This window comes from Actinoallomurus sp. NPDC052308 (assembly GCF_040679195.1).
GTDB lineage: Bacteria > Actinomycetota > Actinomycetes > Streptosporangiales > Streptosporangiaceae > Actinoallomurus > Actinoallomurus liliacearum.
On record NZ_JBFAUM010000009.1, the window covers coordinates 66,332 to 85,018 of the forward strand.

Here is an 18,687-nt window from a genome sequence, read left to right on the forward strand (position 1 = left end):
CGCTGTCCGCGTCGCATTCATCGGCATCTCCCGGCGAGCCCGCGCCGCTTCGCCGGCCGGCGCCTGGATAGGCTGAGTCACGTGATCCCCTGTTCGCCAAGCCGTCCGTGACGGACGGCCACGCCGCGACGGTCCGGGCGCTGACCCGGATCTCGACGCCTCCCCTGGTTCCGGAGATCTCCCTGCACTTGGCCGAGGAGCCCTTCGCGGCCTGGGAGGCGACGCAGCGTGGCCGGACGGCGGCGGACGTCCCGCCGCCGTTCTGGGCCTTCGCCTGGGCGGGTGGCCAGGCCCTCGCCCGGCACGTCCTCGACCAGCCGCAGGCGGTGGCCGGGCGGCGCGTCCTGGACCTGGCCAGCGGCTCCGGCCTCGTGGCGATCAGTGCGGCGCTGGCGGGCGCCCGGTCCGTGACCGCCTGCGACATCGACCCTCTCGCCGCGACCGCCATCGGCCTCAACGCCGCTCTCAACGACGTGCACGTCGACGTCCTCGCCGACGACGTCCTCGAACGCGGCGTCGACGAAGTGGACGTGATCCTCGCCGGAGACGTCTGCTACGACGCGGACCTCGCCGAGGCCATGATGACCTTCCTGCGCGCGCAGCGCCGACGCGGTCTGGACGTCCTGCTCGGGGACCCCCTCCGGCCCTATCTGCCGGACGGCCTGGCCGCCGTGGCCCGGTACGAGGTCGCGGGCACCGCCAACCTGGAGGAGCGCGCCGTCACCGCGGCGGCGGTCTTCGCCCTCCCGCACTGACCGAGCGCGGGGTCAGGTCGCGTCGTGGAAGACCAGGCCCAGGGCGCGGCGGTGGCCCGACCGCACGGTGCTGACGCCGTGGCGTACGGCGCCCGCCGACCAGCCCCTCTTGGTGCGGACCGGCCGGTCGCGGGTGGTGAACACGAGGCCGTGGCCCTGCCGGAGCACCGTGGTGGTGCCCCGCGACTGGGCCCGGGGCCGCTGCTCCACCAGCAGGAACTCGCCGCCCGTGTAGTCGGTGCCGTGCTCGTCGAGGCCGATGACCACCTGGAGCGGGAAGACCATTTCGCCGAACACGTCGCGGTGCAGGGCGTTCCAGTCGCCCTCCCGGTAGCGCAGCAGGATCTGGGCCGACCGGTCCTGGCCGGCGTCGTGGCACATCGCGAGCCACTCGTCCAGGTCGTCGGGCCACGGCGCGGGCCTGCCGAGCCGGGCCGCCCAGTCACGGGCGATCGGCAGCAGACGCGGGTAGAAGGCGCGGCGCAGCTCGGCGACCGGCTCGGGCAGCTCGTGCGTGAAGTACCGGTACTCACCGGAGCCGAACCGGTGCCGGGCCATGTCGACCGTCGTGCGGAACAGCTCGGCCCGCTCGTACAGCCCGGCGACGGCGCGGCACTCCTTCGCGGTCAGCAACCGAGGCGTCAGCGCGCAGCCGTACTCGTCCAGCTCTCCGGCGATGGCCGCCCAGTCGGCGGCGTCGACGTGCCGCCTCACCTCCGGGGCGGTGATCTGCGAGGTCATGCCTCCACTCTGCGACGGACGGCCCCGCCGGACTCGCGAAATTCCGACGTCACGTTCGGCAGGCGGCTCCCGGAGCGGCACCCACCGCACCGCCATCCGCGGCGCGGCGGCCATGACGCGTCCTTCCGGATGAGTCAGCCGAAGGCGTTGAACGTCGCTTCGGGGCGGTCACGTCGGGAGTACAGCGTCCAGGCCGTGTCGGCGATCTCATCGGGATCCAGCGATCTGATCCCCACGTCGCCGAACCGGTCCCGCTGGGACTCGACCATCTCGTGGATGTCACCGCGCTCGATGAGCCCGCCGATGATCAGGCTTCCGGCGTAGACGCCCTTCTCGACCAGCGCCGTGTTCAGCGTCAGGGCGTAGTTGCGCAGCGCGGCCGAGGACAGCGCGAGGGCGCCGAGAGCGGGCATGGGCGTGACGGCGCTGAGGCCACCCGCGAAGAGCAGACCGCCGTCGCCGCGCTCGATCATCCCGGGGAGCACCTTGCCGACCACGTCGACGGCCGAATACACCGCGGCCATCGCCTCCCGGACGCTCGCCGTGTCCATCCCGACGATCGGCTCCGGAGGCGTCCGCAGGTCCGTCGCGGCGGGCCCGTAGTAGAGCACGTCGATGCGGTCGAACCGCTCGGCGACCGCGTCCAGCGCGGACAGGATCTGGTCGCGGTCGCGTACGTCGGCGACGAAGGACTCGACCTCGATGCCCGCCTCGGCCAGAGCGGACACGTATCCCGCATGCCGGCGGTCGCTGCGCGATATGAGCGCCACCGCATGGCCTTCACGGCCGAAGCGATGCGCGATGGACATGCCGAGCCCGGGGCCGACGCCCACGACCACGGTGGTCTTGCGTGCGGACATGAGAGCGCCCTTCCAGAGAAGTTGAAGGTTTCCTCAATTTAAAGGTCACGTTAGCACGAATCTGAGGGCACCCTCGACTTCATAGGATGGAAGGCATGGCAACCGGAGCCAAGCCGCTGCGCGCCGACGCCGCGCGCAACCGAGACAAGCTTCTAGCGGCCGCTGCTCAGATGTTCGCCGAGCGTGGCCTGGACGCACCGCTGGAGGAGATCGCCCGCAAGGCCGGGGTCAGCATCGGCACCCTCTACAACCACTTCCCGACCCGTGAGGCGTTCTTCGACGTGATCTTCCCCGAGAGGCTGGGCGCGCTGGAGCGGATCGCCGCCACCGCGCTGGCGGCCGATGACTCATGGGCCGGATTCGTCGGCTTCATCGAGGGGCTGTTCACGTTGCAGGCGACGGACCGCGGAATGAACGACGCGCTCGCCCAGCGCTTCCCCATGAGCTCTGAGGTGAAAGCGGCCTGTCGCCGCGGGTTCGAACAGGCGGAGAGGATCATCGAACGGGCCAAGGACGACGGGGTGCTGCGGGCCGACTTCGCGTCGCAGGACCTCGTCACGCTGGTCTGGGCGATGTCGCAGGTGATCCGGGAATCGATGGACGTGGCACCGCTCGCCTGGAAACGGCACCTGGCGTTCTTCCTCGACGGACTGCGCGCCGACGCCACCGGCGCCGGCACGGTGCCGGCCCTGGCGCGGGAGTGACGCGCGGACGCCGCCGTCCGCCATGCGGCTAACCGGTCCACCGGAGCACGGCGGCGGCCCAGGTGTAGCCGGTGCCCGCGGCGAGGAGGAGAACGTGGTCGCCGGGCACGAGACGGCCCGCACGGGCGGCCCGGTCCAGCGCGAGGAGCGGGTCGACGCCGCTCATGTGACCGGTGTCGTCGAGGTACTCCGCGCGGTCCGGTGGCAGGCCGAGCTCCTTGAGCAGGGCGTCGTGCAGGGACCGCTTGACGTGCAGCGCGCAGAGGAAGTCGGCGCGGTCCACGCCCGAGCGCGTCAGCGCGCCGGTCGCCGCCGCGACGAAGTTCGGCAGGCTGACCGGGTCGAGGCGCTCCTTCATCGACCGGGGATCGGGCACGTCGAGGAGATGCCGCCGCCCGCGTACGGTCTCGGCGTCGGCCGGCGCGACGCTGCCGCCCGCCGGGACCATGACGTCACCGGAGAAGGAGCCGTCGGTGAGCATGTGGCAGCCGAGAACCTCCGCGCCCTCGTCCCGGGTGAACAGCGCGGCGACCGCGCCGTCGCCGAAGTCGTACGCGAACCGGACGCGCGGGTTGGTGTAGTCGATGAGGGACGACTCGCGGGAGGCGCCGACCGCGAGGACGGTGGTGAGCTCCGTCTCGGCGCGCAGGAGGTTCCGGCAGACGCGTACGGCGACCGGCGATCCGCAGGAGACGTACGCCATCTCGAACACCGCCGCCCGGCGCAGCCCGAGCAGGTGGGCGATGCGCGGCGCGGCGTGCCAGACCGCGTAGTCCTTCCACGTCGAGCCGAAGTAGACCAGGGCGTCGACGTCGTCCGGGCGGAGGGCGCGCTCGGCCATGAGGCGGCGGGCGGCCGTCGCCGCCATGTCGCTGACGTGCTCGTCCGGTGCGGCGATGTGCTTGCCGCGCAGGCCGAACCGGTCGACGAGCACGTCCTCGGGGATGCCGCTGAGCCCCGCGATCTCGGCGGCCGGCATCCAACGGGACGGCAGGTACGACGCCGTGGCGGCCAGCCCGATCATCCGGCGAACTCCGCGCGCAGTTCGTTCTTGAGCGTCTTGCCGACCGCCGATCGCGGCAACGCGGGCACCAGGCGCACGTGCTTGGGCACCTTGAACGCCGCGAGGCGCTCCCGGCAGTGCGCGAGCAGCCCGTCGACCGGGACGTCGCCGACGACGAAGGCGCATCCGACCTCGCCCCAGCGCCCGTCCGGCACGCCGACGACCGCGACCTCGGCGACGCCGGGAAACCCCGCGAGCACCGACTCGACCTCGGCCGGGTAGACGTTCTCGCCGCCGGAGACGTACATGTCCTTCACCCGGTCGCAGATGCGGTAGAAGCCCTCCGCGTCGCGCTCGGCGATGTCGCCGGTGCGCAGCCAGCCGTCCGGGACGGCCTGCCGGGTCGCGGCGGGGTTCCGCCAGTAGCCGGCGAAGACGTTCGGCCCGCGGACGACCAGCTCGCCGCGGCCCGGTCCGGTCAGGGGCCCGTCCGGGCCGAGGAGCGCCACGTCGACGTGCGGGTACGGCCTGCCCGCCCAGCCGACCCGGCGCGCGACCTCTTCCGGGGGCAGGCACAGGACGTTCGGGGCCGCCTCCGTGAGGCCGTACCCCTGGGTGATCCGCACTCCCCGCTCCAGCCAGGTGCGCAGCAGCGGCTCCGGCATGGGCGCGCCGCCGACGACCACGCACCGCAGCGACGACAGGTCCGCGGTGGCGAAGTCCGGCTGCGCGGCCATGAACTGGTACGTCGCCGGGACGCCCATCATCGTGGTCACCCGGCGCTCCGCGACGAGCCGCAGCGCGCGGCCCGGGTCGAAGGCCGGCTCGAGCACGACGGTGGCGCCCTTCCACCAGGCGAGCAGCGGCTGGACGTTCCAGCCGCCGACGTGGAACTGCGGGAGCACCTGCAGGACTACGTCGTCCTCCCGCAGCTCGCAGCCCCGGTCGAGGGACAGGTTCGTCCAGAAGCAGTTCGCGTGGCTGAGCAGCGCGCCCTTGGGCCGGCCGGTGGTGCCGGAGGTGTAGACGATCAGCAGCCCGGTGTCCGGGCCGACGCCCTCGTCATCGACGGGGCCGGGCGCGGCCGCCACCGCGTCGAGGCTCTCGCGGGTCAACTCTGCCACCGGCCCGGCGAAGGGCGGGAGGGTACGGCCGGGGGCGGCGAACAGCATCGCCGGTTCGGCGTCGCAGACCTGGTAGGCCAGCTCCGGCACGGTCAGCCGCACGTTGAGCGGCACGAGGATCAGCCCGGCCTTGGCGCAGGCGAAGAAGAGTTCGGCGTGCTCCGGCCGGTTGTCGGTGAGCGTCGCGACCCGGTCCCCCCGCCGGAGGCCGCGCGCGACCAGCCCGGCCGCCAGCCGCTCCGAGCGGTCGTCGAGCTCGGCGTAGGTGATCTCCTCGTCGCCGAACACGATCGCGGTCCGGCGCGGCGTCGTACGCGCCCGGTCGCGGATCCAGCGTCCGAGGATCACGAGGCGCCGAGCCCGCGCCGGACGAAGGCGTACATCTCCTCGAAGACGTGCTCCGGCACCTCGCCGGCCTCGGCGTCGTCCCGCCACAGGATCCAGCGCATGCCGATCATCTCGCCGACGCCCATCAGCGCCCACGCGACGACCTCCGGGTCGGCGGGAGCGATCTCCCCGGCGTCCATCGCGCCGCGCAGCCCGGCGACGTACCCGTCGGCGATCGCCTGGTAGTGCCGGCGGAGCGCGTCCGGCGCGGCGAACTCCGCCTGCCGGATGATCCGGTACAGCGCCGGGTGCTCGGCGGTGAACCGGAAGAAGCCCCGGAACCCGAGCCGTTCGGCCTCCGTACGGGTGCGGCCCTGCCGGGCGCCCTCGGACATCGCGCGGCGCACCCGGCGGTTCAGGTCGGCGACGAGCTCGTCGAAGATCTGCCGTTTGCCCTCGAAGTAGAGGTAGAACGTGCCCTGCGCGACCTCGGCCGCCTCGGTGATCTTGACGATCGACGCGTCGTGGTAACCGAGGGCGCCGAAGACCTGCTCGGCGGCGTCCAGCAGGCTGCGCCTGGTGCGCTCCCCCTTCGCCGACAGCGGCCGTCCGCGCGTGCTGGTGGGCGGCGGCTCCTCCTCGATGCGCCAGGCCATCGCCTCAGCCCGCCAGGTGCGCGTGGAACATCGCGGCGAACTCGTCCGGCCGCTGGGCGTACGGGAAGTGCCCGGTGCCGGCCATCACCCTCTCCTGGTAGGCGCCGTAGCGGTCGAGGACCTGCCGGGTCTGGGCCTCCATGGGCTGGGCGGGGAACGCGTCCTCGCCCGGCCAGCCGGGGACGTACCCGAGCGCGCCCAGGTGGCCGAGGTCGCACATCGAGGTGTCGGAGACGACCGCGTCCTGGTCGCCGTGCACCCACAGCACCGGGGCCCGGCAACCCGACTCGGGGAAGCCGCTCCAGTCGAAGTACTTCGGCGACATCGTGTTGAGCACGCCGCGGGTGCCGGGCGCGGTGCCGGGCCAGTGCGGCGAGGTCGTCGCGTCCCCGGGATAGTGGTCGTCGCCGACCCGGGTGCGCAGGATGCCCTCGAGCAGCTCCTCCTCGGCGCGCACGGCCTCGGCGCCCGGGAAGTACAGCGTCCGGACGACGTTGCGCGGCGACACCGGATGCGCGTCGGTCCTGTCGCCCTCCCGCATGAGCTTGACCAGGTCCGGGTTGGCGGTGCCGCCGCCCGATCCCGCGAAGTCCGGCGTGCACGGCGTGCCGTCGAGGCGGGTGCCGCCGAAGCCGTACGGGCTGACGGGCGCGACCAGGGTGATGGTCCGCGCGCGCTCGGGATGCCGGGCGGCCAGGTCCATGACGACGCCGCCGCCCATGGAGTGCCCGACGAGGTGGACCGAGTCCAGACCGAGCTCGTCGAGCAGCGCGACGAGGTCGTCGCGGAAGTCGCCGACCCCGCGCGTCGCGTCGATCGGCGCCGCGCCGCTGCGGCCGAAGCCGCGCAGGTCCGGCGCGATGCCGCGGTAGCCGGACGGCAGCAGGCGGAGCTGCTCGTCCCAGGCGGAGCCGTCGGACAGGTTGCCGTGCACGAACAGCACCGGCTCACCCTCGCCGGCCTCACGCGTGTACATGGTCATGTTCACTCCCGACCGGCTCTTGACGCGGTAGGCCGGCACCGCCAAATTAACAGGTGAATCACCTCTCATAAAAGGGGCGGCGGATGCGCAGAATCCTGGTCACTCTGATCCTCCTGTTGATGTTCGCGTCGCCTCTTCCGGCGTACGCGACGTCCTCGGTCACGCTCGAGGCGACCTACACCAGCGGCCTGGAGAACGGCTGGGCCAAGGTCGAGCGGTATCGCGACACGTCATCCGGGTTCGCCGCCGAGGCGTACCCGCCGGGCGGCGTCGGTGACCAGACCGGGCAGACGCAGCGGCTGTTCGGCGGCGTCGCCGAGCCGCACTCGTCGCGCTTCCTCCTGTACCAGGCGCCGGGCGCGCTGACCGGCTCGAAGCCGGTACCGGTGCTGCTCGTGCACGGCGCGAACCAGACGGCCGACCAGGCGTGGGCCAACCCGAACGTCCTCGGCGCCAACGGCTGCGGCAGTTCGAGCTGCCCCTCCACCGGCCTCATGCAGTACCTCGACGGGCGCGGCTACAAGGTCTTCGCGATCGGCTTCCCGCACAAGACCGGCGACGGGTACTACTGGAGCGAGCAGATCGGCGACGCCGTCAAGCTCATCAAGGCCGAGACCGGCGCGTCCCAGGTCGACGTCGTCGGCTGGTCGAAGGGCGCGTTCAACGCCCGCATGTACGTCTCCTCGCTGCGCAGGTCGTGGGGCACCGCGTACGCCGGCGACGTGCGCAGGCTCATCCTGGTCGGCGGGCCGAACAAGGGCTTCGACTGGGGCTTCCGGCACGGCTGGAGCCACGACTTCGCGATCTACCCGCAGTGCGGCGGCTCCCTCGACGCGCCCGCGCCGCACACCGCGATGGTCTGCTACGGCCTCTGGTACGACGAGACCCAGCTCAGCTACGAGGGCACGGCGTTCCCCGGCGGGCGGCAGATGCTGTACCGCTGGGACGACGTCTACCCGCTGCCGACCACCGAGCAGGACTGGTACACCACCTACTACGGGGGCCAGGGCTACTACACCAGCGGCCGCGGCATCCAGTACAGCATCGACCAGGGCTCGCTGGTCCAGCCGCTGATCGACGCCGGTGTCCCGGCGAGCGTCCCCGTGTACGAGCTGTGCGGAAACTCCCCGACCATGCCGCTGCTGCACAATGAGCACACCGGCCCGTCCGACGGCGCGGTGTTCGTCGCCAGCTGCACCAACACCGCCGGGATCGCGAACCGCGCGGCCTCGGCGACCCTGCCCCTCAACCACCTGCAGCTCGGCTGGAACTCCGGCGCGGAGGCCCAGGTGGCCTCCTGGCTGGGCTGACCGCGCGAGACGGAAGGACGGCGATGACGACGGGCACGGCGACGGCGGCGGGCGTACGGATCGCGTACGAGGAGGTGGGCGACGGTCCGCCGCTGCTGCTGATCCACGGTCTCGGCTACCCCCGCTGGGGCTGGGCGCCCGTCGTCGAGCCGCTCGCGAAGAGCCACCGGGTCATCACCTTCGACAACCGCGGGATCGGCGGCAGCGACGCGCCGCCGGGCCCGTACGACACCGCGACGATGGCCGCGGACGCGGTCGCGGTGCTGGATGCTCTCGGCATACGACGGGCGCACGTCATGGGCGCGAGCCTGGGCGGGATGATCGCTCAGCTGGTCGCCCTGGACCACGCGGACCGGGTCGACCGGCTGATCCTGGCCTGTACGACACCGGGCGGCGTGGAAGCGTACCCGCTGCCGGAGGCGACCCTCACCCTCATCCGCGAGGCGGCCGGTCTGCCGCCGGAGGAGGCGACGCGCCGCCTGACCGCCAACGCGCTGGCGTCGCCATACCCCCTGGAGGATCTCCTCGCCCGCAGGCTGGCCGACCCGCAGGATCCGAGGGCGTGGCAGGCGCAGTCCGCCGCCTCGCTCGGCCACGACGCGTTCGGGCGGCTGGCCGGCGTCACAGCGCCGACCCTGGTCCTGCACGGCACCGCCGACCGCGTCGTCGACCCCCGGAACGCGCCCCTGCTGGCCGAGCGCATCCCCGGCGCGCGGCTGGAGTGGCTCCCCGACCAGGGGCACCTGTTCTTCTGGGAGGACCCCGACGGCACGGCCGAACGAGTACGGCGCTTCCTGGAGTAAGACCCGGCCGCTCCCGCCCTGTCGCCCGGCCGGGCGACAGGGCGGCAGGCAGACGGCCGGGCGGGAGGCGCGCCGGGTGCCTCGTTCCCCGGCGCCTACCCCGCGGCGGGGCCGACGCGGAACCAGTCGAACGCGGCGGTGTCGCCGGAACGCGGGAGCGTCCGTCGACGGGCGGCTCACTCCAGGCCGCGGTACTCGAACCAGTCGAAGTCGGCGACGTTCGCGCTGGGTCGTCCGGTGCTGGTGGCGTACATCCCCAGGTAGGCCCCGATGAAGCCGCCGGCGACCTCGGTGCTCAGCACGGTGCCGTCCACCGGCCCGCCGAGCGGCCGCCACGACGAGCCGCGCACGGCGTACCGGAACTCATAGACCTGGTCGTGCGCCTCGACCGCCAGCCGGACCCGCCCCTCCGGCAGCGTCTCCTCCGCGAGCGTCCGGTCCGCCCCGGCGGCCCTGCGGATCAGCCGGAGCACCCGCCGGCCGCCGCGGAGGGTGACCACACACCGGATCTGGAAGGCGTCGTTCTGCAGGAGGACCAGGCCGGCGCACTCGTTCGCGTCGCGGGGAGCGAAGTCCAGCGCGGTGTGGGCGGCGCAGTGCGCGTGGCTCTGCCGGCGGGCGACCAGACTCGGGCAGGCGTGCTCGGTCACGGTCTCCGGGCGGAGCCGCAGGCGCAGGTGGCCGGGGCGTTCGGCCAGGTCCCAGAACCGCTCGCGCGGTGTGCGGAGCCGGTTCCACTGCGGGCCGAGTTCGGGATCCTCGAAGTGGTCGCAGGCGGGCTCGGCAGGCCAGCGGTGCTCGGGCAGGTCCGGAGGGGTTCCGACGGCCTCGACCCGGCCGATGCCGGGCGCGACGACCGGCCAGTCGTCCTCCCACACCACCCGCGTCAGGAAGGTCTCCCGGCCTAGGTTGCCCAGGCGGCCGCCGGACGGGCGGATGCCGAGCAGGACCGCCCACCACTCCCCCGGGCCGGTCCGAACGAGGTCGGCGTGCCCGGTGGCGACGATCGGGTGACCGGCGCCGAGATGGCGGTGGGTCAGGACCGGGTTGCGCGGGTTCCCCTCGTACGGGCCGGTGACCTCGCGGGACCGCGCCACGGTGACGGCGTGGTCGCCCGCGGTGCCGCCCTCGGCCACCACCAGGTGGTAGAAGTCCCCCACCCGGTACAGGTGCGGGGCCTCCACCCACACGGCGTCGCGCAGGGCGCCGCGCCACAGCACGTGTTCCGGTCCGGTGAGGCGCAGCGCCGCCGGGTCGAACTCTCGCAGCCAGATCTCGGTGTGTCCGTCGGCGTCTACCGGGCGGGTCGCGTGGAACCAGGCCCGCCCGTCGTCGTCGAACAGCAGCGACGGGTCGAAGCTCTCGGACTCGCCGAGCCATTGCGGCTCGGACCAGGGCCCGGCCGGGTCGGTCGCCGTCACCACGAAGTTGCCGGACGGGCCGGGACCGTCGACCAGCGTGCAGACGACGTAGAACGTGCCGTCGGCGTGGCGGATGGTCGGCGCGTACAGGCCGCCCGAGGGGCGGACGCCGTCGAGCGGCAACTGTTCCGGCCGGTCGAGGACGTGACCGAGCGGCCGCCAGTGCACCAGGTCCCGGCTGTGGTGGATCGGCAGCCCGGGGAACCACTCGAACGAGGAGGTGACCAGGTAGTAGTCGCCGCCGACCCGGCAGATCGACGGGTCGGGGTGGCAGCCCGGCAGGACCGGATTGCGAAAGGCGCGCGGCGACGGCGCGGAGCGGGCGTTCTCCTGGGCCGGGTTCGCCATGTCGTCGCGGGGCCGGTCAGGCGGAGGGCGGGGCGGTGGACAGCCGGACGCGCAGCTCGGTGGCGAGCTCGACGCGCGGGGTCACGAGCGACTCGCCGTCGAGGAGCTGGAACAGCGTCCGGGCGGCGACCCGCCCCATCTCCTCGAGCGGCTGGCGCACGGTGGTCAACGGCGGCGACAGCCACTGGCAGAGCGGCAGATCGTCGAAGCCGACGACGCTGAGGTCCCCCGGGATGGTGAGACCCGCCTGGCGCGCCGCCTCGTAGACGCCCATCGCCTGCTGGTCACTGCCCGCGAAGATCGCGGTAGGACGGTCCGCCGACTCCAGAAGCTCACGCGCCGCCTGGAACCCGCCCTCGTACTGGAAGTCGCCGTACCGGATCAGAGTGCGGTCCAGCTCGATGTCCGCGCGCTCCAGGGCGGCCCGGTAGCCGTCGATCCGCGCCTGGGTGCACAGCATCTCCTGCGGGCCCCCGATCGCGGCGATCCGCCGATGACCGAGCGAGATGAGGTGCTCGGTCGCCGACAGGCCACCCGACCAGTTCGTCGCCCCGACGCTGACCAGATCGCTCTCGGGCAGGTCGACCGGGTCGATGACGACGAGCCCGACGCCCGCCCGCTCGATCTGCGCGCGCTGCGCCGCGGTGATCCGGGAGGTGACCAGGATCACGCCGTCGCTGTGGTGCTGGACGCTGAGCGAGGCCCAGCTCGGCGGCCGGGCGTCGTCCCCGCGCACGAGCGAGACGACGGTGCCCGTGCCGCGCTCGGCGCACTCGGCCTCGACGCCGCGCAGGATCTCCACCGCCCAGGGGCTGTCGAGCCCGCTGATGACGACGTCGACCAGGCCCGACCTGCGCGCCCGTCGTACGCCGGGCGGGAGGTAGCTGTGGGCCTTGAGCAGCCGGGTGACCCGCTCCCGGGTGGCCGCGGCGACGTCGGTCCGGCCGTTGAGCACCTTGGACACCGTCGCCGTGGAGACGCCGGCCTCCATGGCGATGTCGGCCAAGGTGGGCCGGGAACGCCGACCGGTCGTCGGCTCCGATCCCGTTTCGGCTGGACGTGCCACGCGCGCCTCCACATCGTCGATCTTGCGTTTCGAAGATTAGCGCAATCTTTCGACATCCTCCTCGGAGCAGGTCGTCCGGTCAACGACGGCCGCCGCAGGCGAATCTCTCTAGCGCCGCGCCCGAGAGGGTCCGCAATGACTTTCGAAAAACTATCGACCGCCCCGTGACCGATGACCCCGTCCTCTTGGGAAGATAGCCGACGTCACCGACGACGAGCGGGGCCCGGCCGGCGGGAAGCGCCCGGCGGCCGGCGAGAGATGCTGAGATCGATGCGGCGGCCGGGTCCGGCGCCGCGTGAGGGGAAGTGCCATGCTGCTCGGTGAGGTCCGCGAAGAGATCGTCGACACCTGCCGGCGCCTGTCCGCCGCCGGTCTGCTGCCGGGCACGTCCGGCAACGTCAGCGTCCGGGTCGGCGACCGCGTCGCGGTCACCCCCAGCGGCGTGGACTATTCCGAGCTGACCGCCGATCTCGTCGGGGTGCACGCGCTGGACGGAACGCCCGTCGACGCGCCGCTGCAGCCGACCTCGGAACTGCCGTTGCACCTGGCGGTGTACGCCGCGAAGGAGACGTCGGCGATCGTCCACACGCACTCGACGGCCGCCACAGTGCTGTCCACGCTCGTCGACGAGCTGCCGCCGATCCACTACATGATCGCGCAGTACGGCGGGCCGGTCCGCGTCACGCCCTACGCGACGTACGGGACCCAGGAGCTGGCCGACAACACCGTCGAGGGCCTACGCGAGTCGACCGCCTGCATCCTGGGCAACCACGGCACGGTGACGATCGGCGCCGACCTGCGCACGGCCCGGACCGGCAGCGAATACCTCGAATGGCTGAGCGAGCTCTACCTGCGCGCGGTGAGCGCCGGCACGCCGCGTCTCCTGGACGCCGAGGAGATCGCGCGGGTCGCCGAGAGGCTCTCCGGCTACGGCCAGACCCCACCGCGGTGACCGTACTCCCGTGTCACCCGGAGTGTCGGCCCGGCACATTCGGGTAGCCGACCGGTCAGCGGCGGCTACCGCCGCCCTGACGGGAAGGAGTACGACGATGACCGAGTACGAGAGGTCCCGGGCCTTCGCCGCCCCCGCCGAACTGGTCTTCGACGAGGCCGCGGACCCGCAGACGATGGACGAGTGGATGCCCCAGGAGGTGCACCTGGAGGCGGCCGACCTGCCCGAGGTCACGGTCGAGCACGGCTCCGAGCGAGAGCGCGCCCTGATGCGGACCGAGCGCGATCAGCTCCGGGTGGAGTGGGGCACCCGCGACACGGATGAGTACGCCGGCTGGCTCCAGGTCACGGGCATCGAGCCGGACCGCAGCGAGGCGGTCGTCCACCTGTCGTTCTTCGACGAGCAACACGCGCCGCCCCGATCCCGGGTCGAACAGGAACTGACCGAGAGCCTGGACCGCCTGACCGAGAAGGTACGGCACCGCAGCGAGCAGTCCGGCGGATAGCCGCCGCGCCCGGTGACCGGCCCACCGCCGGTCACCGCCGGCGGAATTCCGTTGCGGGACGATCATGCCCGGTTACCCTGAAACCGTGTGCAGGTACGCGATGGTCGTCTACAAGGTCCACTACGTCTGCGTGCCCTGCCGCCAGAGCCACAAGTACCCCTGGGACGGCCGAGAGCACCTGTGCCCGCGCTGCCGCACGCCGATGACCTACGCGGGGCACGACTTCGCCGCACCTCGGCGGGCCGACGACCGCCGATGGGCCGCCGTGGCCGCCGTCCTCGCTGCCGGCCTGCGCTACGAGGGATTCGAGATGTGCGGCTGCGGACATGACCCGAAGTACCGGCCGCGCACGGCTACCGAGGTCCGGGCACGCCTCCGAGCGGGCACCCGCGCAGGCCTCGCCGACGCCCAGTCCCTGTCCCTCCGCGACGTCTCAGACGCCCACCCTCAGTCACATTGGGGCCGACGCCCGCTCTGAGCACTGACGTTTCGCCTTGTGAGCGGCAGCGTCACCAATTCGAATCCGCTCCTTCCAGTCGGCTCCTGTGCTCGTCGATCGCCGACCGGCTTCGCCGGAGCTCGTGGATTCCTGGATCACGCATGCCCGGGCAGAGAAGGCGTTGTTGCGTTCGAGCTCTTTCCTGGACGTTCCTTCTTAGAAGCTGTCTACAAAAAGGGGAACCCCAATGAGCAAGTTCACCTCCGCGATCGGTTCGCTCGTCCTGCTCGGCGTGTGCGCCGTGCTCGGCGCGATGATCCTGGGATGGGTCGTGATGTGGACCATCGAGACGGCCCACGAGGTGTGGTGGCCCGTCATCCCCGAGATCGGGTACTGGAACGCCGTCCGCCTGGGCCTGCCCCTGGCGGTGCTGGGGTCGCTCCTCTTCGGGCGGTCCCGGAGCACGAAGAACTAGCGCCGAGTACAGGCGCCAGCCCCAACTGCGTGCCGCCGATCCCTCGGCGGCACGTTGCTTTTGTCGACGTTATCGACCGTCACCCACCCCATAAGTTCGGAACGATGAGGCGCTAGCGCTGGCCGCGTTGGTCAGGCGAGCCCGAAGCGAGGTTTCTCGCGCCCCAGCACCGGCGAATCGGAGCGCTCACCCGCATGGGAACCTTTGTCAAGCCATCCCGCCGTTTGCGCCACGCCAGTCTCGTTCTCGGCTGACTGAGATCAGGAAAAAGGCCCGCCCTTCGCCTTCTGACGGGCGATGGACGGGCCTGCTTGTTTCTCCGCTCTGTTCGAGCAGAGTCGGGTTGTGCGCCCGTCGCGATTGTCCGACGAACCTCCGGTTAGAACCCGGACCGCCTCGTGACCGTAGGTCAGCGGGTCTGCCCCCTGTGGTTCAGCGGTCGAGGGGACAGCAGGGCGGCGTGGGCATCGGCGGCAAGGACCACCGCATGGGCGGAGCGGCCAGCACCGGCCTTCCGCGCATGCTCCCACATCCGCAGGTACTCCGCCTCGCCGATCCCGTACGCGCGGGCCTCGGCGATCTCCGCAGCCGACGGACGAGCCGGGCTGTGCCACGCGGACGCCCACGCCAGAACTGTGCGGACGAGTGCGCGGATGAAGAGCTCGCTCATGCGAAATCTCCCCTCTCAGAGGATCTTGTTTGTGGGGCCTTACCCCGCCCACTGTCCTGGATCGGACGCCCGAGACAAGTCAGATACGTCCTGGATCTTCCGCCGGACGGCCACCGACCTCGGCATCGGCTGACGCCGGCCGGCCCGGCCGCCCGACGGCGCTGGTACTCGTCCAGGTAGCGCGGCCAGAAGCCGTCCGGGTCCGAGAAGGGCACCGGGCCCCAGCGCCGCGTGTCCGCGCGCACGACGTTCTCGGCACCCTCCCAGTCGTCCGGCGACGGCAGCTCCACACGCCGCGTCGGTGCCTCCGCCATCACCTTGTACAGCACATAGGCCGGCGAGGACAGATGGCTGTTGATGAGCTCGTAGCCGACGTCCTGGTCGGGGTCGCTGTGCCAGATCGTGCCGTCGTCCAGACTGACGAAGGTACGCCTGGTCAGCATCCAGCCGAGCTGCTGCAGCCACTCCTTCGGGGTGTCGACCGGCTCCGGCACGTCGTCCCGTTCGGTCCCACAGGCTTCGGGGTCTGTGGGGCATGGCCGATCAGCGGGGTGAACGCCCGGAACACGCCATCGGAGTGGCAGATCCCCACCTCGGTCGCGAACCGCAGATCCACGAGATCGCTCCACACCCGCTCGGCGAACTACCGCCGGAACCTGACCAGCGCGCCCCGTGGCTCGGTGTCGATCGCCCGCTGCCACTCGACCGTCACCCGTATACCCGTCACCCTCCCATGCCGCTGCCGCCTGCCCGTGCGCGCATGCGACCGATGTGATCAAAGCAGGACTGGGAGCCGCCCCACGCCCTGCGGTGTGAAGATCCCTGGTGATCGCTGCTGCTAGACAGCAGCGCTCACCAGTGGATCCACGTCCAACCGCGCGCGAACGCGCTCGGCTCCGTCGGCCTTCGCACAGACTCGGTGGTGGCGCGAAGGCTCGGTGATCCGGCTGACGGATCAGGACGGACCACCGCATGTCGCCTCCCGCGGCGCGTCTTAGCCGAGCGTTGCGGCGCGGTGCGGTCGGCGGCGTGGCTACAGGTGGGCGACCAGGAGTTCTGGGCGTTCCACGCAGTCGGCGACGAAGCGGAGGAAGCCGCCGGCCACGCCTCCGTCACAGACGCGGTGGTCGAAGGTGAAGGACAGCTGCGCCACCTTGCGCAGCCGGATCTCCCCCTCGAACGCCCAGGGCCGGTCCGTGATCCGGCCGACGCCGAGCATGGCGGCCTCGGGATGGTTGATGATCGGGTTGGAGCCGTCCACGCCGAAGACCCCGTAGTTGTTCAGCGTGAACGTCCCGCCGGTGAGGTCGCGCGGGTCGAGCCGGCCGGTCCGGGCGGCCTCGGTACGTTCCCGGATCCGGGCGGCGAGCTCGGCGAGCGTGAGCCGATGGGCGTCGCGGACGACCGGCACGACGAGGCCCCGGTCGGTCTGCGCGGCGAAGCCGAGATGCACCTGCGGAACCTGGACGATCTCCTGGCGTTCGGCGTCCACGTAGGCGTTGAGCTCGGGGAACCTCCGCAGCCCTGCGACGCAGATCCGGGCGAACAGCGCCAGCATCCCGATGCGGGCGTCGGGGAGCGCGCCGGCGAGACCGGCCTTGAGCTCGACCAGGGGCGTGGCGTCGACGTCGACCCACGTGCTCGCGTCCGGGATCTCCCGCCTGCTGCGCGACAGCTTCTCCGCGATGGCCCGCCGTACACCCCGGAGCGGTACGCGGACGGGAGTCTCGTCGTCCGCCCGCCCCTCGTCCGCCCGGTGGTCGGCCGGCTCCGGGGCCACGGCCAGGCCGGTGGCCGCCGCCGGAGCCGGGACGGTGATCCCCGGCGCCTGGGCCAGGGCGGGCGCGACCCTTCCCTGCGCAGCCCTTCCCGGCGCGGCGGCTGTGGCGATGGCGGCGTCGACGTCGCGGCGGAGTACGACACCGCCGGGGCCGCTGGGGGTGAGAGCGGCGACGTCGATGGCGTGGGTCCGGGCGAGGTGGCGGACCACGGGTGAGATGACGCGCGGCGCCTCGGGCCGTACGGGCGTCCCGGCGGCCGGGGCGTCCGAGGTGGACTGGGCCGCTGAGGTGGACTGGGCCACCGAGGCGACCCGTGCCGGAGCGGGCTCTCGGCGCGGCGACGTCGGGACGGGGCGTCCGGCGCGGCGGCGGCGCGATCGGCGGGCCGTACCCGTTCCGTATCCGACCAGGACGTTGCCCGAGCCGGCGCGCTCCTCCTCGCGGTACCGCTCGGCCGCGCGCCGGTGCTCGTCATCGGCGTCCGGCACATCAGAACCGGCGGTGGGGGTCTCCCCCGCGACGGTCACCGCGATGAGGGGTTCGCCGACGGCGATGACGGCTCCGACCTCGCCGTACAGCCGGGCGACCGTGCCCGCGATCGGGATGGGGACGTCGACCGCGGCCTTGGCGGTCTCCACCTCGACGACGTTCTGGTCGACGGTGACGGTCTCCCCCGGCGCGACGCGCCATTCGGTGATCTCGGCCTCGGTCAGTCCCTCGCCGAGGTCGGGGAGGCGGAAGATCACCTCGGTGCCGGTCGCGGTCACGCCGCACCGCCCAGCGGCAGGAAACGCTGGTCGGGGCGGTCGTCGCGCTGGAGCCGGTCGAGCGTGTCGAGGACCCGGTCGACGTTCGGCAGGTGATGATGTTCGATCATCGGCGGCGGGTACGGGATGTCGAACCCGGTCACCCGGAGCACGGGGGCGTGCAGGCTGTGGAAGCAGCGTTCCTGGACCCGGGCCGCGATCTCCGCGCCGACCCCGGCGAAGCCCGCGGCCTCGCTGAGGATCACGCACCGGCCGGTCCTGCGCACCGACGCGGTGACGGTCTCGTCGTCGAACGGCACGATCGTCCGCAGGTCGACGACCTCCAGGTCCCAGCCCTCCTCGGTGGCGGCCTCGGCGGCCTCCAGCGCGACCGGCACGGTCGGACCGTACGCGACGAGCGTGGCGTCGCGGCCCTGGCGGCGGATCGCGGCGCGGCCGAACGGCTCGGTGCGCACCGGCAGGGTGACCTGTGCCTTCGACCAGTACAGCTTCTTGGGCTCCAGGAAGATCACCGGGTCCGGGTCCTCGATCGCCTCGCGCAGCAGCGAGTACGCGTCGTCCACCGTGGCGGGGGTGACGACCTTCAGCCCCGGCGTGTGCGCGTAGTAGGCCTCGCTCGAGTCGCAGTGGTGCTCGACTCCCCCGATGCCGCCGGCGTACGGAATCCTGATCACCATCGGGAGTTCGACCCGGCCGCGGGTGCGGTTGCGCATCTTGGCCACGTGCGAGGCGATCTGCTCGAACGCCGGATAGGCGAAGGCGTCGAACTGCAGCTCGACGACGGGCCGGAAGCCGCCCATCGCCATGCCGACGGCGAATCCGACGATGCCCGCCTCGGCGAGCGGCGTGTCGAAGCAGCGGTCCTCGCCGAACTCGGCGGTCAGGCCGTCGGTGATGCGGAAGACACCGCCGAGCCGCCCGACGTCCTCGCCGAAGACGACGACCCGTTCGTCGTCGGCCAGGGTGTCGCGGAGCGCGGAGTTGAGGGCCTGCGCCAT

Annotated in this window: 20 protein-coding genes; 8 read left to right on the forward strand and 12 right to left on the reverse strand. The window is 72.3% G+C overall.

All coding sequences use genetic code 11. The features are described 5' to 3' along the window. The first annotated feature begins 107 nt into the window (after nucleotides 1-107). Nucleotides 108-755, forward strand: a complete 648-nt coding sequence (locus AB0L00_RS22830) for a 50S ribosomal protein L11 methyltransferase (protein WP_364437506.1) — start codon at nucleotides 108-110, stop codon at nucleotides 753-755. Nucleotides 756-767: 12 nt separating this feature from the next. Here AB0L00_RS22830 and AB0L00_RS22835 read toward each other — a convergent pair whose 3' ends face one another. After that, nucleotides 768-1,496 (reverse strand): 2OG-Fe(II) oxygenase, encoded by a 729-nt coding sequence (locus AB0L00_RS22835; RefSeq protein WP_364437509.1) that lies wholly within the window; start codon nucleotides 1,494-1,496, stop codon nucleotides 768-770. A 134-nt stretch (nucleotides 1,497-1,630) separates the two neighbouring features. Beyond that, nucleotides 1,631-2,356 carry an SDR family NAD(P)-dependent oxidoreductase gene (locus AB0L00_RS22840; protein WP_364437512.1) on the reverse strand — a complete coding sequence of 242 codons (726 nt, stop codon included), beginning with the start codon at nucleotides 2,354-2,356 and terminating at the stop codon, nucleotides 1,631-1,633. Nucleotides 2,357-2,451: 95 nt separating this feature from the next. On the opposite strand from AB0L00_RS22840, the gene AB0L00_RS22845 reads away from it, so the two are divergent. Beyond that, nucleotides 2,452-3,060: a helix-turn-helix domain-containing protein gene (locus AB0L00_RS22845; protein ID WP_364437515.1), complete on the forward strand. Its 609-nt coding sequence runs from the start codon at nucleotides 2,452-2,454 to the stop codon at nucleotides 3,058-3,060. Between the two features lie 28 nt (nucleotides 3,061-3,088). Here AB0L00_RS22845 and AB0L00_RS22850 read toward each other — a convergent pair whose 3' ends face one another. The 4 genes from AB0L00_RS22850 to AB0L00_RS22865 are packed head-to-tail and all read right to left on the reverse strand — an operon-like array spanning nucleotide 3,089 to nucleotide 7,152. Further along, nucleotides 3,089-4,084 (reverse strand): 3-oxoacyl-ACP synthase, encoded by a 996-nt coding sequence (locus AB0L00_RS22850; protein ID WP_364437517.1) that lies wholly within the window; start codon nucleotides 4,082-4,084, stop codon nucleotides 3,089-3,091. After that, the gene (locus AB0L00_RS22855) at nucleotides 4,081-5,535 is read right to left on the reverse strand and encodes a long-chain fatty acid--CoA ligase (protein ID WP_364437520.1); all 1,455 of its coding nucleotides are present in this window, start codon (nucleotides 5,533-5,535) and stop codon (nucleotides 4,081-4,083) included. Before AB0L00_RS22855 ends, AB0L00_RS22850 begins: the two co-directional genes overlap by 4 nt. Continuing rightward, complete coding sequence (locus tag AB0L00_RS22860) at nucleotides 5,532-6,170, reverse strand: TetR/AcrR family transcriptional regulator (RefSeq protein WP_364398831.1); 639 nt, start codon at nucleotides 6,168-6,170, stop codon at nucleotides 5,532-5,534. The genes AB0L00_RS22855 and AB0L00_RS22860 overlap by 4 nt, the downstream gene beginning before the upstream one ends. A 4-nt stretch (nucleotides 6,171-6,174) precedes the next feature. Beyond that, nucleotides 6,175-7,152: an alpha/beta hydrolase gene (locus tag AB0L00_RS22865; RefSeq protein ID WP_364437522.1), complete on the reverse strand. Its 978-nt coding sequence runs from the start codon at nucleotides 7,150-7,152 to the stop codon at nucleotides 6,175-6,177. Nucleotides 7,153-7,235: 83 nt separating this feature from the next. On the opposite strand from AB0L00_RS22865, the gene AB0L00_RS22870 reads away from it, so the two are divergent. Continuing rightward, a complete protein-coding gene (locus tag AB0L00_RS22870; RefSeq protein ID WP_364437524.1) occupies nucleotides 7,236-8,462 on the forward strand; it encodes a hypothetical protein in 1,227 nt (408 codons plus the stop codon). A gap of 23 nt (nucleotides 8,463-8,485) precedes the next feature. Next, nucleotides 8,486-9,265 (forward strand): alpha/beta fold hydrolase, encoded by a 780-nt coding sequence (locus tag AB0L00_RS22875; protein ID WP_364437526.1) that lies wholly within the window; start codon nucleotides 8,486-8,488, stop codon nucleotides 9,263-9,265. A 176-nt stretch (nucleotides 9,266-9,441) separates the two neighbouring features. Here AB0L00_RS22875 and AB0L00_RS22880 read toward each other — a convergent pair whose 3' ends face one another. Both AB0L00_RS22880 and AB0L00_RS22885 read right to left on the reverse strand, forming a co-directional pair. Beyond that, on the reverse strand, nucleotides 9,442-11,034 hold the full coding sequence (locus AB0L00_RS22880; protein WP_364437529.1) for a glycoside hydrolase family 43 protein: 1,593 nt from the start codon (nucleotides 11,032-11,034) through the stop codon (nucleotides 9,442-9,444). 16 nt (nucleotides 11,035-11,050) lie between these two features. Further along, entirely contained in the window at nucleotides 11,051-12,100 is a 1,050-nt protein-coding gene (locus AB0L00_RS22885; RefSeq protein WP_364437532.1) for a LacI family DNA-binding transcriptional regulator, read from the reverse strand. 310 nt (nucleotides 12,101-12,410) lie between these two features. On the opposite strand from AB0L00_RS22885, the gene AB0L00_RS22890 reads away from it, so the two are divergent. The 4 genes from AB0L00_RS22890 (at nucleotide 12,411) to AB0L00_RS22905 (ending at nucleotide 14,471) form a co-directional block, all read left to right on the forward strand. Next, on the forward strand, nucleotides 12,411-13,052 hold the full coding sequence (locus AB0L00_RS22890; RefSeq protein WP_364437534.1) for a class II aldolase/adducin family protein: 642 nt from the start codon (nucleotides 12,411-12,413) through the stop codon (nucleotides 13,050-13,052). 97 nt (nucleotides 13,053-13,149) lie between these two features. Then, nucleotides 13,150-13,557 carry an SRPBCC family protein gene (locus tag AB0L00_RS22895; RefSeq protein ID WP_364437537.1) on the forward strand — a complete coding sequence of 136 codons (408 nt, stop codon included), beginning with the start codon at nucleotides 13,150-13,152 and terminating at the stop codon, nucleotides 13,555-13,557. A gap of 85 nt (nucleotides 13,558-13,642) precedes the next feature. Continuing rightward, nucleotides 13,643-14,035, forward strand: a complete 393-nt coding sequence (locus tag AB0L00_RS22900) for a hypothetical protein (protein WP_364437539.1) — start codon at nucleotides 13,643-13,645, stop codon at nucleotides 14,033-14,035. Between the two features lie 208 nt (nucleotides 14,036-14,243). Further along, on the forward strand, nucleotides 14,244-14,471 hold the full coding sequence (locus AB0L00_RS22905) for a hypothetical protein (RefSeq protein WP_364437542.1): 228 nt from the start codon (nucleotides 14,244-14,246) through the stop codon (nucleotides 14,469-14,471). 409 nt (nucleotides 14,472-14,880) lie between these two features. Here AB0L00_RS22905 and AB0L00_RS22910 read toward each other — a convergent pair whose 3' ends face one another. From AB0L00_RS22910 to AB0L00_RS22925, 4 genes are all read right to left on the reverse strand, one after another. Continuing rightward, the gene (locus tag AB0L00_RS22910; protein ID WP_364437544.1) at nucleotides 14,881-15,141 is read right to left on the reverse strand and encodes a hypothetical protein; all 261 of its coding nucleotides are present in this window, start codon (nucleotides 15,139-15,141) and stop codon (nucleotides 14,881-14,883) included. Continuing rightward, nucleotides 15,138-15,635 (reverse strand): SUKH-4 family immunity protein, encoded by a 498-nt coding sequence (locus AB0L00_RS22915; RefSeq protein ID WP_364437547.1) that lies wholly within the window; start codon nucleotides 15,633-15,635, stop codon nucleotides 15,138-15,140. The genes AB0L00_RS22910 and AB0L00_RS22915 overlap by 4 nt, the downstream gene beginning before the upstream one ends. Nucleotides 15,636-16,174: 539 nt before the next feature. Then, nucleotides 16,175-17,689, reverse strand: a complete 1,515-nt coding sequence (locus AB0L00_RS22920) for a dihydrolipoamide acetyltransferase family protein (RefSeq protein WP_364437550.1) — start codon at nucleotides 17,687-17,689, stop codon at nucleotides 16,175-16,177. After that, on the reverse strand, nucleotides 17,686-18,687 hold the full coding sequence (locus tag AB0L00_RS22925) for an alpha-ketoacid dehydrogenase subunit beta (protein ID WP_364437906.1): 1,002 nt from the start codon (nucleotides 18,685-18,687) through the stop codon (nucleotides 17,686-17,688). Before AB0L00_RS22925 ends, AB0L00_RS22920 begins: the two co-directional genes overlap by 4 nt.